This window comes from Grimontia sedimenti, assembly GCF_011045095.1.
Classification (GTDB): Bacteria; Pseudomonadota; Gammaproteobacteria; order Enterobacterales; family Vibrionaceae; genus Enterovibrio; species Enterovibrio sedimenti.
Genome location: NZ_JAALDL010000001.1, coordinates 529,604 through 542,994, shown reverse-complemented (window position 1 = coordinate 542,994; position 13,391 = coordinate 529,604). Strand labels below are relative to the sequence as shown.

Annotated in this window: 16 protein-coding genes; 15 read left to right on the top strand and 1 reads right to left on the bottom strand. The window is 50.7% G+C overall.

Going from position 1 to position 13,391, the window contains the following annotated elements:
- Positions 1 to 270: 270 nt before the first annotated feature.
- Together phhA and G5S52_RS02505 are read left to right on the top strand one after the other, a co-directional pair.
- A complete protein-coding gene (gene phhA / locus G5S52_RS02510; RefSeq protein WP_046305326.1) occupies positions 271 to 1,062 on the top strand; it encodes a phenylalanine 4-monooxygenase in 792 nt (263 codons plus the stop codon).
- A 10-nt stretch (positions 1,063 to 1,072) separates the two neighbouring features.
- The gene (locus tag G5S52_RS02505; RefSeq protein WP_165011638.1) at positions 1,073 to 1,414 is read left to right on the top strand and encodes a 4a-hydroxytetrahydrobiopterin dehydratase; all 342 of its coding nucleotides are present in this window, start codon (positions 1,073 to 1,075) and stop codon (positions 1,412 to 1,414) included.
- A gap of 59 nt (positions 1,415 to 1,473) precedes the next feature.
- On the opposite strand, the gene G5S52_RS02500 is transcribed toward G5S52_RS02505, so the two are convergent.
- Positions 1,474 to 1,920, bottom strand: coding sequence for a DUF4174 domain-containing protein (locus G5S52_RS02500; protein WP_165011637.1), 447 nt, complete (start codon positions 1,918 to 1,920; stop codon positions 1,474 to 1,476).
- Between the two features lie 334 nt (positions 1,921 to 2,254).
- Between G5S52_RS02500 and urtA the strand changes: the two genes are divergently transcribed.
- The 13 genes from urtA to ureG all read left to right on the top strand — a co-directional run bounded on the left by urtA (position 2,255) and on the right by ureG (position 13,370).
- Positions 2,255 to 3,550 carry an urea ABC transporter substrate-binding protein gene (urtA, locus tag G5S52_RS02495; RefSeq protein ID WP_165011636.1) on the top strand — a complete coding sequence of 432 codons (1,296 nt, stop codon included), beginning with the start codon at positions 2,255 to 2,257 and terminating at the stop codon, positions 3,548 to 3,550.
- Between the two features lie 136 nt (positions 3,551 to 3,686).
- Entirely contained in the window at positions 3,687 to 5,351 is a 1,665-nt protein-coding gene (urtB, locus tag G5S52_RS02490; protein WP_165011635.1) for an urea ABC transporter permease subunit UrtB, read from the top strand.
- Positions 5,352 to 6,431 (top strand): urea ABC transporter permease subunit UrtC, encoded by a 1,080-nt coding sequence (gene urtC / locus G5S52_RS02485; protein ID WP_205743737.1) that lies wholly within the window; start codon positions 5,352 to 5,354, stop codon positions 6,429 to 6,431.
- A complete protein-coding gene (gene urtD / locus G5S52_RS02480) occupies positions 6,428 to 7,321 on the top strand; it encodes an urea ABC transporter ATP-binding protein UrtD (RefSeq protein ID WP_062664485.1) in 894 nt (297 codons plus the stop codon). Before urtC ends, urtD begins: the two co-directional genes overlap by 4 nt.
- An 11-nt stretch (positions 7,322 to 7,332) precedes the next feature.
- Positions 7,333 to 8,028: an urea ABC transporter ATP-binding subunit UrtE gene (gene urtE / locus G5S52_RS02475; protein ID WP_165011634.1), complete on the top strand. Its 696-nt coding sequence runs from the start codon at positions 7,333 to 7,335 to the stop codon at positions 8,026 to 8,028.
- Between the two features lie 10 nt (positions 8,029 to 8,038).
- Positions 8,039 to 8,914: an urease accessory protein UreD gene (locus G5S52_RS02470; RefSeq protein ID WP_165011633.1), complete on the top strand. Its 876-nt coding sequence runs from the start codon at positions 8,039 to 8,041 to the stop codon at positions 8,912 to 8,914.
- A gap of 71 nt (positions 8,915 to 8,985) precedes the next feature.
- Positions 8,986 to 9,288: an urease subunit gamma gene (ureA, locus tag G5S52_RS02465; RefSeq protein WP_002536054.1), complete on the top strand. Its 303-nt coding sequence runs from the start codon at positions 8,986 to 8,988 to the stop codon at positions 9,286 to 9,288.
- Positions 9,289 to 9,297: 9 nt separating this feature from the next.
- Positions 9,298 to 9,654 (top strand): urease subunit beta, encoded by a 357-nt coding sequence (locus G5S52_RS02460; RefSeq protein WP_165011632.1) that lies wholly within the window; start codon positions 9,298 to 9,300, stop codon positions 9,652 to 9,654.
- 1 nt (position 9,655) lies between these two features.
- The gene (gene ureC, locus G5S52_RS02455) at positions 9,656 to 11,362 is read left to right on the top strand and encodes an urease subunit alpha (RefSeq protein ID WP_062664477.1); all 1,707 of its coding nucleotides are present in this window, start codon (positions 9,656 to 9,658) and stop codon (positions 11,360 to 11,362) included.
- Between the two features lie 8 nt (positions 11,363 to 11,370).
- The gene (gene ureE / locus G5S52_RS02450) at positions 11,371 to 11,838 is read left to right on the top strand and encodes an urease accessory protein UreE (RefSeq protein ID WP_002536048.1); all 468 of its coding nucleotides are present in this window, start codon (positions 11,371 to 11,373) and stop codon (positions 11,836 to 11,838) included.
- Positions 11,839 to 11,875: 37 nt separating this feature from the next.
- A complete protein-coding gene (locus G5S52_RS02445) occupies positions 11,876 to 12,067 on the top strand; it encodes a hypothetical protein (protein ID WP_046305348.1) in 192 nt (63 codons plus the stop codon).
- Between the two features lie 2 nt (positions 12,068 to 12,069).
- Positions 12,070 to 12,738, top strand: coding sequence for an urease accessory protein UreF (locus G5S52_RS02440; protein WP_165011631.1), 669 nt, complete (start codon positions 12,070 to 12,072; stop codon positions 12,736 to 12,738).
- Between the two features lie 11 nt (positions 12,739 to 12,749).
- Positions 12,750 to 13,370, top strand: a complete 621-nt coding sequence (gene ureG, locus G5S52_RS02435; protein WP_046305351.1) for an urease accessory protein UreG — start codon at positions 12,750 to 12,752, stop codon at positions 13,368 to 13,370.
- The last annotated feature ends 21 nt before the right edge of the window (positions 13,371 to 13,391 follow it).

Sequence of the window (13,391 nt, the reverse complement as noted above, 5' to 3'; positions counted from 1 at the left end):
TCTTCTCCGAGGTGAGACGCTTTTTTGCGCTTGGGAACCTCGCTGAAAGCCACGTAATGTCTGCCTTCTCTTACAATTGTTATCTTTGTCTTAATCGCAATGACGTGCAAGATGAGGGAGACAAAAATCATCTTCCACTCACCGCTCGCGTAAAAGCGGGATGTAAATAAAATGTTACGCACTGGTGTTCTGTAAAACCCGCCCGGGTGTTTTCCTCTCTCTGTTGAACCGCTATCGTTTTTTGTAGAGACGAAACAGGGAGGCGTGGCGATGAAACAGCATCAATACGAATCTAAGCCGTTGGATTCTAAAGGTCAGATCGCTTGGACGGATGACGAACATGAAGTCTGGACGCAGCTTGTCGCCAGACAGTTAGACTGCATCAAGGGCAAGGCGTGTCGTGAGTATTTTGATGGGCTGGCATTGTTGGATTTGCCCACAAATTGTGCGCCACAGATATCTTCCATCAACCGTGTTCTGGCAGAAACAACGGGTTGGCAACTGGAGCCTGTGCCGGCTTTGATTGATTTCGACCATTTCTTCGCGCTGCTTGCATCAAAACGGTTTCCTGTCGCGACCTTTCTTCGCACTCAGCAGGACTTTGACTATCTACAAGAGCCTGACTTCTTCCACGAAATTTTCGGTCATTGCGCCATGTTGACGCATCCAGCGTTTGCTTCATTTACCCAACATTATGGCAAGCTGGGAGTGAACGCATCGAAGGCAGATCGCGTATATCTTGCAAGGTTGTACTGGTTTACGGTTGAGTTTGGGTTGGTTCAAAACGACGAGGGGCTATCAATATACGGCGGTGGGATTTTGTCTTCACCTGCGGAAACCGAGTATGCCTTTAATAGCGATGAACCGGTTCGGAAGAAGCTGGATGTGATCGACGTAATGAGAACGCCTTATCGCATCGACATTCTGCAACCGATCTACTTTTATTTAAGTACGCTCGATGAACTTTACGAACTCGAGAAACTCGACTTGCTTGCGTGTGTGAACAGGGCAAAAGCTCTTGGTCTGCATGCGCCACTTTACCCTCAGAAAATCGCACAATAGGGAGAATGAAATGGAACAATTGTCAGAACTGCAATGTGAAGCCTGCCGTGCAGATGCGCCAAGAGTGGATGGTGATGAAGCGGCAAGCTTGATGTCCACGCTTCCTGAGTGGCAACTGTTGGAGGTGGATGGCATCAACCAATTACAACGCGTTTATAAGTTCCGCAACTTCAAATTGGCGTGGGCATTTGCTGACAAAGTGGCGGAGTTAGCAGAAGCGGAAGGGCATCACCCTGCGATTCTACTTGAGTGGGGAAGCTGTTCAGTTACCTGGTGGACCCACAAAATTAAAGGTTTGCACAAAAATGATTTTATCTGTGCAGCCAAGACAGATTTGCTGTGTGAAGACTGATCTTCGCTGGACAAATAAGAAAGGGGCGCAATGCCCCTTTATAGACGGAACAGCAACAGCTAAATACTGCACCTCAATCCTCTCTCCCTTATTTCCGCCTTCCGCATGGGCATCTCATCGATGATCTGCACCATCTCATTGATATCGAAGCCCTGACGCCAGCGCGCTTTTTCGGTGCCATCTTTACCGATTAAAACAGCAGTATGCTCGCTGTTTTTTATGCGGTATTTATTCATTAGTTTGATGATTTCCTGAGAAGAGAATAGGCCGCGGGAGTCGGACAGATCGTTCATGTCTAAAATGAGGGTATGGAGGTCTCTGTCATCAATCTGGCAGCGATGAACCAGTAACTGACGTTCAAAAGAGGCGACGTTCTCATCGAAACCTTTTGAAAAATAAATAAGTGTTCGGTGGGGTTCAATCAGACCGTACATCGGGTAGGCGAGTATGTTTGTGCTGAACAACAGCCCAGTCAGAGCCACCCCAAGATAAGTTAACGTTTTCATGATACACGCCCTTCCACAAAGAACATGTTTGCTACTACGTAAGCATAGTTCGTCCGGATTGATCTCTCCTGCCTGTACTAAAAAATACAGAACGATGCTCCATATAAGTGCGTCGCGTCATTGCTAGCTAAGAAGTGACTAATGTAGTGCGTTGGGCGGATTTCTATGCACCATTTTTATGCATATTGAATTTTGTATTCGCGTCTATAACGTTTGATGCTCTGTATAAAACCTGTTTTATTTCATCTGGTTGAGATTTATTTGCGAGCAATATCTCGTTTATGGCAAGGCTCTTGCTCAAGGGTATCCCAGATACTCAAAAGGAGCTTTTGCAATGAATGGGAAGAAGTTTGCATTAAATTGGGTAAGTGCTGCGGCTATCGCTGGTGCTGGCATTTCATTTCAGGTTGTCGCTGAAGAAGACACCATCAAAGTGGGTGTCTTGCATTCGCTATCTGGCACGATGGCGATCAGTGAAACGACGTTGAAAGACACCGTGTTGATGATGGTGGACGAGCAAAACAAGAAAGGCGGTTTGCTCGGCAAGAAGCTGGAAGCTGTTGTGGTTGACCCAGCTTCAAACTGGCCGCTGTTTGCAGAAAAAGCACGCGAACTGATTGAGAAAGAAGAAGTAGACGTGGTGTTTGGCTGCTGGACATCCGTTTCACGTAAATCTGTCTTACCTGTATTCGAAGAACTTAACAGCCTGCTGTTTTATCCTGTTCAGTACGAGGGTGAAGAGTCCTCGAAAAACGTGTTCTACACTGGCGCTGCGCCTAACCAGCAGGCAATTCCTGCTGTTGATTACCTGAAAAAAGACCTTGGCGTTGAGCGCTGGGTACTCGCAGGTACTGACTATGTTTACCCACGAACGACCAACAAAATCCTCGAGGCCTATTTGATTGATAGTGGTGTCGCGAAAGAAGACATCATGATCAATTACACCCCATTTGGTCACTCTGATTGGCAGTCAATCGTTGCTGACATCAAGAAATTTGGCGCTGCCGGTAAGAAAACCGCAGTGGTCTCTACCATCAACGGTGACGCCAACGTGCCGTTCTACAAAGAGCTTGCTGCTCAGGGCGTAGAAGCGGAAGACATTCCTGTCGTGGCGTTCTCAGTCGGTGAAGAAGAACTGTCTGGTATGGACACTTCTGCGCTGGTGGGTCACCTGGCCGCATGGAACTACTTCATGAGTGTGGAAACTGACACCAACGACGAATTCGTTGAGAAGTGGCATGCCTACATCAAAGACGACAAGCGCGTGACTAACGACCCCATGGAAGCGACTTACCTTGGTTTCAACATGTGGGCGAAAGCGGTTGAGAAAGCAGGTACCACAGATTCTGAAGCCGTTCAGGAATCGATCATTGGTGTAACGGTACCAAACCTGACTGGCGGTTTCGCAACCATGATGCCTAACCACCACATCACTAAACCTGTATTGATTGGAGAGATTCAGGACGACGGCCAGTTCGTGACCGTGTGGGAAACCCCAGATGTTGTCGCGGGTGATGCGTGGTCTGATTACCTCACGGGCTCAAAAGACCTGTTTGCAAGCTGGCTGAAACCAATGTCTTGCGGCAGTTTCAATGTCACCACGGGCCAATGCTCAGGTGTTGCTGAATAAGTTTTAACCTCATCAGTCAGGGTATGGAGTCCGGAGAGACTCCAGCCCGGAAGATTACTTCCAGTTTACCTGCCTTTGCGGTGCCGTCTCCTTGCATCTGAACCGCACTGGCAGGACTTTTTCGAAGGATCGATTCATGTTTCGTTTGACAGCAATAGTGAATCGTCTGCTGTGGTTAAGCCGTGTCCTTGTTTTAATGAGCGGGGCGCTGATAACAGCACAGGCGAATGCCGACATTTCGGAGATGTCGCAAGCCGCAAGCGCACTTGCAGGCAAATCATTCAAAAATAAAGAAGCAGCGATCGCATTTATTGCATCCGCTGACTTGTCAGAATCATCTGACATTTCAAACACACAACTTCTCGAAGGCTTGCTGAATAAGCAGGTGGTTTACGAAAAGAAAGCCAAATCCATTTGGTATCTTGCCGAGCCGCCATTGGTGAAAGGCAGCGAGCTGACCAATATCCTCTCTGGCGACACTGTGACGGTAGAAAAGAAACGCCAGTACCGTGCGGTGACCATCAATAACAAAATCCGTAGTCAGATAAAGACCGCCTTGGCGACAGCCGCGCTATCCAGTGCTGATGCAGAAACCCGACAAACCGCGGCTAGGCGCATGATTGGTGAGCTTGATGCCTCCTTACTGCCTGCCATCGTTTCGATACGCGATGATGAGAGTGACACTGTCACTAAAAAGTACTTATCGACGGCGATTTCTGTTTATGCAGTGACAGAAGGCAGCGAAGCAAAGCAGGCCCTGGAAGCCATTGCTTTTCTGTCTGGCGTTGGTTTGCCTGAAGCTTTCGATGCACTGCAAGCATCAAGAGCGAATGTGCAAAGTGATGATGTTGAAACCATCGCGGCACTGGATAAGGCAATCACTGAATACGAACAAAGTCAGCGTGTCGTGAACGCCGCCCAAACCCTGTATTTCGGTTTAAGCCTGGGTTCAGTATTAGTGCTCGCCGGGATTGGCCTTGCCATCACGTTTGGTGTGATGGGCGTGATTAACATGGCACACGGTGAGCTGATCATGATCGGTGCGTATACCACCTATGTGCTGCAACAACTTTTTCCTGCGCAAACCGGCATAGCGCTGCTGCTTTCTATTCCTTGCGCCTTTGTGGTTTCTGGTTTGGTGGGCATGGCGATTGAACGTTCGGTGATTCGACATCTTTACGGTCGACCATTGGAAACCCTACTGGCGACTTTCGGCATCAGCCTTATTCTGCAACAAGCCGTCCGTAGTATCTTCTCGCCGCTTAACCGTTCCGTCAGTACGCCTGATTTTATGAGCGGCATGATTGAAGTCACTCCAATGCTAGAGCTGACGGCCAGTCGCATGTACATCATGGTGTTCTGCCTGATGGTCTTCTTTGCACTACTGTTTATTTTGAAACGCACGCCGCTGGGCTTACAGGTTCGCGCCGTGTCGCAAAACCGTGCAATGGCCCGCGCGATGGGTGTGCGCTCAGAATGGGTCGACATGGCGACCTTTGGTTTGGGCTCTGGCATCGCCGGTGTGGCGGGCGTGGCGCTTTCCCAGCTCACTAATGTGGGCCCGAACATGGGTCAGGCTTACATCATTGACTCGTTCATGGTGGTGGTCTTCGGCGGTGTTGGAAACCTATGGGGAACGCTGGCTGCAGGCTTGAGCCTCGGCGTGTTCAACAAAGTCTTGGAACCTTGGGCGGGCGCTGTATTGGCGAAGATCCTCGTTCTGGTGTTCATCATCCTCTTTATTCAGAAACGTCCTAAAGGTTTGTTCCCGCAACGTGGACGCATGGCGGAGGACAACTAAATGGTCACTAAATCTCTTTTCGACCGCTCAACGGTCATGATGATTGTGGTGCTGCTGGGCATCGGTTTTCTGGTGCCTATCCTGAATCTGGTGGTACCGGCAGGTAGCGTTTTTCATCTCGAAACCTATACCGTTTCTTTGCTCGGCAAATATCTCTGCTTCGCCATTCTCGCGCTTTCCGTCGATTTGGTCTGGGGCTACCTCGGTATTTTGAGTCTGGGTCACGGCGCATTCTTCGCACTCGGCGGTTATGCCATGGGTATGTACCTGATGCGCCAGATTGGTGATCGCGGTGTTTACGGTAACCCAGAACTGCCTGACTTTATGGTGTTCCTTAACTGGCAGGAATTACCGTGGTTCTGGTTTGGCTTCGACCAATTCTGGTTTGCCTGTTTGATGGCGGTCGCCGTACCGGGTTTGTTGGCCTTTGTATTCGGCTGGCTGGCATTCCGCTCGCGTGTATCGGGGGTTTATCTATCCATCATGACGCAGGCGATGACGTTCGCTTTGATGCTGGCTTTCTTCCGCAATGAAATGGGATTTGGCGGCAACAACGGCCTGACGGATTTCAAAGACATTCTCGGTTTCAGCCTTCAAAGCGATGCCTCCCGAATTGGATTATTCACGGCGACCGTGATGGCGTTGTTGCTGGCTTACTTGTTGTGCCGTGCGGTGGTTGTTAGCCGATTGGGTGCATTGACGATCGCCATTCGCGATGCTGAATCCCGCGCCCGATTTGTTGGATATCGCGTTGAGAACAGCAAGCTCTGGTTATTCGTGTTGTCTGCTGCCATCGCAGGTGTGGCAGGAGCCTTGTACGTCCCGCAAGTGGGCATCATTAACCCAGGGGAATTTGCGCCGCTGAACTCGATTGAAATCGTGGTTTGGGTAGCACTAGGCGGTCGCGCGACCCTTTATGGCTCTGTTATTGGTGCCGTGTTGGTGAACTACGCGAAAAGCTGGTTCACCGTTGAATTTCCAGAAGTGTGGCTGTTTGCGTTGGGAGCGTTGTTTGTACTCGCCACCTTGTATCTGCCAAAAGGCGTAAGTGGACTGTTTCGCAAGGAGGCAAACGCATGATGTCGAGAACGCTGGTGGCAGAAGGCATGAACCACCAAAAAGAACAACTGCCTGAAACCAATCCTACGGCGGAGCTGCTGAATGAAATCACCCGACGTGATCAGGTATTCAGCTTCCTGAAGCCTCAATACAACCCCAAAGTCGACGTGAAAAATGGCATGTTGCTTTACGTCGAAGGCGTATCGGTATCTTTCGATGGGTTCAAAGCGATTAACGATTTGAACCTGTATATCAAAGAGGGCGAACTTCGTTGCATCATCGGTCCAAATGGCGCGGGTAAAACCACCATGATGGACATTATTACGGGGAAGACCAGACCGGATGTCGGTGATGTTTGGCTCGGTCAGCAATTGAACCTGCTCAAGATGGATGAAGCGGAAATTGCCAATGCGGGCATTGGCCGTAAATTCCAGAAACCTACCGTATTTGAAGCGTTGTCAGTTTGGGAAAACCTTGAGCTCGCCATGGCGGGTGAAAAATCCACCTGGCATCTGTTCCGCGCCGTTTTATCCGGTGAGCAGAAATGCGACATAGAAAGAGTGCTCGAACTAATAGGCTTAGAAACACAGTCCAGAATGTTGGCGGGCAAGCTTTCCCATGGCCAGAAACAGTGGCTGGAAATCGGCATGTTGCTGATGCAGAAACCTAAGTTGTTGTTGGTGGATGAGCCTGTGGCGGGCATGACGCATCAGGAGATGGATCGTACCGCCGAATTGCTGCTATCGCTGGCGGGTGAACATTCGATCATGGTGGTTGAACACGACATGGATTTTGTTCGCAGTATTGCGTCGACAGTGACTGTGCTTCACCAAGGACATGTGCTGGCAGAAGGATCGATGAAATCGATACAGGATGACCAGCGTGTTCGCGAAGTCTACTTGGGCCAATAGGAGAGAGCTTAATGCTGACAGTAAATGGATTAAATCAGCGTTACGGAGAGAGTCAGACACTCTGGGATCTTTCTATTGAAGCGCCAAAAGGACAATGCACCGTGGTGATGGGACGCAATGGCGTCGGAAAAACCACCTTGTTGCAAAGCATCATGGGGCTGTTGAAAGTTGATACTGGCCAAATCCTGATGGAAGGCAATGACCTTGCCCCGCGCCGCGCGGAACACAGACCGCGGGCGGGTGTGGGCTACGTGCCGCAGGGGCGTCAGATCTTCCCACGATTAACGGTTGAGGAAAATCTGGAAATCGGCCTGCCAATTCGCCCAAAGAACGACAGGAAAATCCCGGATTATATCTATGAGTTGTTTCCTGTTCTGGCGGAAATGAAGCGTCGCTTTGGCGGGGATCTATCAGGTGGTCAGCAACAGCAGTTGGCGATCGCCCGCGCTTTGGTGATCGACCCCAAACTGTTGCTTTTGGATGAGCCAACAGAAGGCATTCAGCCAAACATCGTGCAGGAAATTGGCGACATCATCTGCAAGCTCAATCAGGAGATGGGTCTCACTGTCATTCTCGTTGAGCAGAAGTTGCCATTTGCACGCAAAGTCGGCGACAGATTCTGTTTGCTTGATCGGGGAAGAAGTGTGGCCAGCGGTGAAATGGACGAGCTTTCTGACGATCTGATCCGACAGTATCTGACGGTGTAGGAGTGATGGCATGGCACAAACGCTCTCTGATGTTTATGAAAGCAATGTCCTGAACACCCAGTCTCACGGCCGATGGGAAGCGGAGCTTCGCCTCGGCTATCAGCATAACGGTACCCGAACGGTATTGCGTGATTGCCTGCACCGTGGCCCTTTGGCGGTACAGCGCGCTTTGTATCCGGAAGGCGGCGTATGCCACAGCCATTTGTTGCATCCGCCGGGTGGTGTGGTGGGTGGCGATAGCCTGAATGTGTTTGTCGAGGCCAAAGACGGCGCAGAAGCTTTGATTACTACTCCTGGCGCAACCCGTTTTTATCGCTCTGATGGTCGTGTCGCGATGTTAAACCAATCGCTGAAAGTGGGTGAAGACAGTCGTCTTGAGTGGTTGCAGTTGGAAAACATCGCGTTTCCGAATGCCCATCTTGTCACCCGCACGGATATTCAAATTTCCTCTCATGCGCGCTTTGCAGGCTGGGAAATATGGACTTTGGGACAACCTGTTTCCAACCAAGCCTTTGATAAAGGGGTGATTGATGGAATGACCACGATTTCTATTGACGACAAGCTCGTCCTCTGCGAGCGCCTGCGCGTCAATCCAGCCACGCTACAACACTCTGCTGCGGCGCTTCGTGGTTATCCCGTTGTCGGTTCGATGTTCGTGTATGGCGACGCAGAGGCTTTGTCTGAGCTTCTTAAAAGCTGGTGGGCTGAGAAGGACAAACCGAAAGAGTTGGAACTCGGCATTACCTATATCGATGGTTTATTGGCTGTGCGGGCATTGGCATCAAACACAGAAACCCTGTTCCACAGTCTGACGGAATGCTGGCTAAGAATTCGAAAACACTGGACTGGCACAACCCCTGATGTGCCGAGGATCTGGCGTACCTGATGTATAGCGGTGTTCTGGCGTAACTGATTTATAGCGGTGTATTGACCGCGAAAACTGCGAGGAGTCAACACATGGAGTTAACCCCGAGAGAAAAGGACAAGCTGCTGCTGTTTACCGCTGCTTTACTTGCCGAACGACGTAAAGAACGCGGCTTGAAGTTGAACTATCCCGAATCTGTCGCCTTGATCAGTGCTGCCATTATGGAAGGTGCGCGAGACGGTCGAACCGTGGCGGAGTTGATGGATTACGGTCGCACTATCCTGACCGTCAATGACGTGATGGAAGGGGTGCCAGAGATGATCCACGACGTGCAGGTGGAAGCGACCTTCCCTGATGGCACCAAGCTCGTCACCGTTCACGATCCGATTGTGTAGGAGGCCAAAATGAAACTAAAAACAGGTTCCTTTACGCCGGGTGAAATTCGCGCAGCAGACGGAGAGATCGAACTCAATGCAGGTCGTCCAACTGTTTCCGTTGATGTGGCAAACACAGGCGACAGACCAGTTCAGGTTGGTTCTCACTATCACTTTTTCGAAGTGAATGACGCGCTGGTTTTTGATCGCAACATGACAAAAGGATTTCGCCTCAACATTCCTTCAGGCACAGCGGTGCGTTTCGAACCCGGTCAAAGCCGCTCGGTAGAACTGGTAGCTTACGCGGGTTCTCGCGAGGTGTATGGCTTTCAAGGGCGCTGTATGGGTCCGATAGATGGCGCTTCAAACAGCGATAAGGATGATTGAGATGAGTAAGAAAATATCCCGAAGCGCTTATGCAGAAATGTTCGGTCCAACTACAGGCGACTGTGTGCGTTTGGCCGACACTGAACTCTGGCTGGAAGTGGAAAAAGACTTCACGGTTTACGGCGACGAAGTGAAATTCGGCGGCGGTAAAACCATCCGCGATGGTATGGGGCAAAGTCAGCGCCCGAGTAGTGAAACACCGGACATGGTGATCACCAATGTTGTGGTACTCGATTACTGGGGCATCGTAAAAGCAGATGTGGCTGTAAAAGGCGGTCGCATTGCGGGTATTGGTAAAGCCGGTAACCCGGACATTCAGGATAACGTCGATATCATCATTGGCCCGGGTACTGAAGTGGTGGCGGGTGAAGGCCAAATCCTGACAGCGGGCGGCATTGATTCTCACATCCACTTTATCTGCCCGCAGCAAATCGATGAAGCGTTGACCTCGGGCGTCACTACCATGATTGGGGGCGGCACTGGCCCAGCGACGGGCACCAATGCGACAACTTGTACGCCGGGACCCTGGAACATTCACCGCATGCTCGAATCGCTGGATGCGTTCCCGATGAACTTCGGTTTGTTGGGTAAAGGTAACGCGAGCTTACCGGACGCGCTGGACGAGCAAATTGCTGCGGGTGCCTGTGGCTTGAAACTGCACGAAGACTGGGGCTCAACGCCAGCAGCGATTGATTGCTGTTTAAGCGTGGCGGAAGTGACCGATACTCAGGTCGCGATTCATACCGATACACTCAACGAGTGTGGCTTTGTGGAATCGACGCTGAATGCGATTGGCGATCGCGTCATCCATACCTATCACACTGAAGGAGCGGGCGGTGGTCACGCGCCGGACATCATCAAAGCGGCAGGTTTGGCTAACGTGTTGCCGTCTTCGACTAACCCAACCCGTCCTTACACGGTCAATACGGTGGATGAACACCTCGACATGTTGATGGTGTGTCACCACCTTTCTCCTTCAATCGCCGAAGACATCGCGTTCGCGGAATCCCGAATTCGCCGCGAAACCATTGCGGCGGAAGACATGCTTCATGACATGGGCGCGTTTTCGATGATTTCGTCGGACTCGCAAGCCATGGGGCGAGTCGGTGAAGTCATCCTTCGTACCTGGCAAACCGCGCACAAGATGAAAGTGCAGTTTGGTGCGTTGGAAGGCGACAGCAGCTATAGCGATAACGCGCGCATTAAACGCTATGTGGCGAAATACACTATCAACCCGGCGATTACTCATGGCGTCGCCCATGAAGTGGGCTCAATTGAAAAAGGCAAATTGGCGGACCTGGTACTTTGGAAGCCAGCTTTCTTTGGTGTGAAACCGTCGCTGGTGATCAAAGGCGGATTAATTGCTACCGCGCCTATGGGCGATCCAAATGGCTCCATTCCAACGCCTCAACCTGTGCATTACCGCCCGATGTTTGGTTCATTTGGTGCTGGCCCAGCGCAGAGCTCGCTGTTGTTTATGTCTCAGATGTCGATTGATAACGGTGTACCGGAAATGCTGGATCTGAAGAGTGGTGCAGTGGCGGTGAAGAACTGCAGAAACATACGCAAGAAAGACATGAAACTGAACGATTGGCAGCCAACGATCGAAGTGGATCCTCAAACCTATGAGGTGCGTGCAGATGGACAGTTACTGGTTTGTCAGCCTGCTGATGTGTTGCCGATGGCGCAACGTTACTTCCTGTTCTGAGGTGAAAAATGATCGAATTTACAGAAATCATCAAAGCATCGGATGTCAGGGAAAGTGATATCACCGAATTGGCGACCATTCACCTGGGCATTGATTCAAGAATAAAAAGCCGTATCCGCGTCACGTTGGACAACGGCAGTGAGGCTGGGTTGTTTCTTCCTCGTGGGCAAACGCTTCGCGGTGGTGATGTATTGGTATCAACCTGCGGCCACCAAGTTCGTGTTATCGCGGCAGAGGAAAAAGTATCAACCGTACACGCTGATGATGGCGTTTTATTGGCAAGACTCGCTTACCACTTGGGTAACCGCCATGTGCCGCTGCAAGTGGGTGATTGGTGGGTACGTTATCAGCATGACCACGTTTTAGACGAAATGGTGGGATTACTCGGAGGCCGTGTGGTAGTTGAAATGGCCCCTTTTGAGCCAGAGGCGGGCGCTTATGGCGGCCACTCATCCGGTCATCACCATCATCATTGATTTTAGATTTAACACATTCAGTAAAGGAGACAGGAATATGAAAAAATTACTTATCGCTGCGTTGGCATTGCCATTTCCCGCGTTTGCACACATCACTGGCGAACCACATGCTGAGACGCCGCATCATATCTTGGCCACCGCGCAGGCACACCCATTTGAAACTGTATTAATGCTGGTGGCTGCGGCAGGTATTGGCTACATGATTCACCGCATGTTCAACGGCCGCTAGTCATGCAATCCGATTATCGTCTGTTTCAACTGATTAGCCCTTCTTTGCCTGTGGGGGCATTTAGCTACTCACAAGGTTTGGAGTGGGCGATAGAAACAGGCTGGGTCGACAGTGAATCTGCATTGAAGGACTGGCTGGTGAGTTTGGCAACAGACAGTTTGCAACAGCTCGAACTGCCCGTGCTGCGCCGCGTTTTCGCTGCATTGAAGTTAGATGACGTTGTGACGGCAAATCATTGGTGTGATTGGCTGTATGCCAGCCGCGAAACGATGGAACTAAGAACGGAAGAGCTTCAGCGTGGACGCACCATGCTGAAGCTGTTACAGCAGCTTGAGCTGGTTGAAGCCGAAAGCCAGTTGGATGTGGTGTTGTCGAAAAGTCAGGTCGCTGGCTTTGCGTATGCCGGAATGAAATGGGGCATAGAAGAAGAAGCCCTTTGCCACGGTTATGCATGGAGCTGGTTGGAAAACTGTGTCGTCGCTGGCGTGAAAATGGTGCCGTTAGGACAGACCGCGGGACAGCGTGTGTTGATGGAAGTGGCAGATGCGTTGCAGGAAGTCGTCGAAGCGTCGCGTTTCATCGCTGACGAACAGGTTGGCTCTTTTGCACCTGCACAGGCCATCGCGTCGAGCTGCCATGAAACACAATACACGCGGCTATTCCGCTCATAAGGAGAATGAAGATGGATTATAAACAACCGCTAAGAGTCGGTGTGGGTGGCCCGGTTGGGTCAGGAAAAACGGCGCTTTTAGAAGTGCTATGTAAAGCCATGCGTGATACTTATTCAGTGGCTGTCGTCACCAATGATATTTATACCCGTGAAGATCAGCGCATTCTGACCGAGGCCGAGGCGTTACCTGCAGAACGCATTGTTGGGGTGGAAACAGGCGGTTGTCCGCACACCGCGATTCGTGAAGATGCATCAATGAACCTTGAAGCTGTTGAGGGGTTGGCGAAGCTTCACAAAGATCTGGATTTGGTATTTATCGAAAGCGGTGGCGATAACCTGAGTGCCACGTTTAGCCCTGAACTCGCTGATCTGACAATCTACGTAATTGATGTGGCAGAAGGAGAGAAGATCCCACGCAAAGGTGGACCAGGAATTACGCGTTCTGACTTACTGGTTATCAACAAAATCGACTTGGCACCCTACGTTGGCGCGAACCTCGATGTGATGGATTCAGACACCAAAAGAATGCGTCCGGTGAAACCTTATGTCTTCTCCAACCTCAAAGAGGGTGTGGGGTTGGCGGAAGTGATTCACTTTCTCGAGACGGAAGGAATGTTGAAAAAAGCGGGTTGATAACCCGCTTTTTCTTTATGC

Coding starts and splice junctions, on each gene's coding strand:
- G5S52_RS02470 (WP_165011633.1), top strand. CDS start 8,039: ATGGCACAAACGCTCTCTGATGTTTATGAAAGCAATGTCCTGAACACC.
- urtE (WP_165011634.1), top strand. CDS start 7,333: ATGCTGACAGTAAATGGATTAAATCAGCGTTACGGAGAGAGTCAGACA.
- G5S52_RS02505 (WP_165011638.1), top strand. CDS start 1,073: ATGGAACAATTGTCAGAACTGCAATGTGAAGCCTGCCGTGCAGATGCG.
- phhA (WP_046305326.1), top strand. CDS start 271: ATGAAACAGCATCAATACGAATCTAAGCCGTTGGATTCTAAAGGTCAG.
- urtC (WP_205743737.1), top strand. CDS start 5,352: ATGGTCACTAAATCTCTTTTCGACCGCTCAACGGTCATGATGATTGTG.
- urtB (WP_165011635.1), top strand. CDS start 3,687: ATGTTTCGTTTGACAGCAATAGTGAATCGTCTGCTGTGGTTAAGCCGT.
- ureE (WP_002536048.1), top strand. CDS start 11,371: ATGATCGAATTTACAGAAATCATCAAAGCATCGGATGTCAGGGAAAGT.
- G5S52_RS02445 (WP_046305348.1), top strand. CDS start 11,876: ATGAAAAAATTACTTATCGCTGCGTTGGCATTGCCATTTCCCGCGTTT.
- G5S52_RS02460 (WP_165011632.1), top strand. CDS start 9,298: ATGAAACTAAAAACAGGTTCCTTTACGCCGGGTGAAATTCGCGCAGCA.
- G5S52_RS02440 (WP_165011631.1), top strand. CDS start 12,070: ATGCAATCCGATTATCGTCTGTTTCAACTGATTAGCCCTTCTTTGCCT.
- G5S52_RS02500 (WP_165011637.1), bottom strand. CDS start 1,920: ATGAAAACGTTAACTTATCTTGGGGTGGCTCTGACTGGGCTGTTGTTC.
- urtA (WP_165011636.1), top strand. CDS start 2,255: ATGAATGGGAAGAAGTTTGCATTAAATTGGGTAAGTGCTGCGGCTATC.
- ureA (WP_002536054.1), top strand. CDS start 8,986: ATGGAGTTAACCCCGAGAGAAAAGGACAAGCTGCTGCTGTTTACCGCT.
- ureC (WP_062664477.1), top strand. CDS start 9,656: ATGAGTAAGAAAATATCCCGAAGCGCTTATGCAGAAATGTTCGGTCCA.
- urtD (WP_062664485.1), top strand. CDS start 6,428: ATGATGTCGAGAACGCTGGTGGCAGAAGGCATGAACCACCAAAAAGAA.
- ureG (WP_046305351.1), top strand. CDS start 12,750: ATGGATTATAAACAACCGCTAAGAGTCGGTGTGGGTGGCCCGGTTGGG.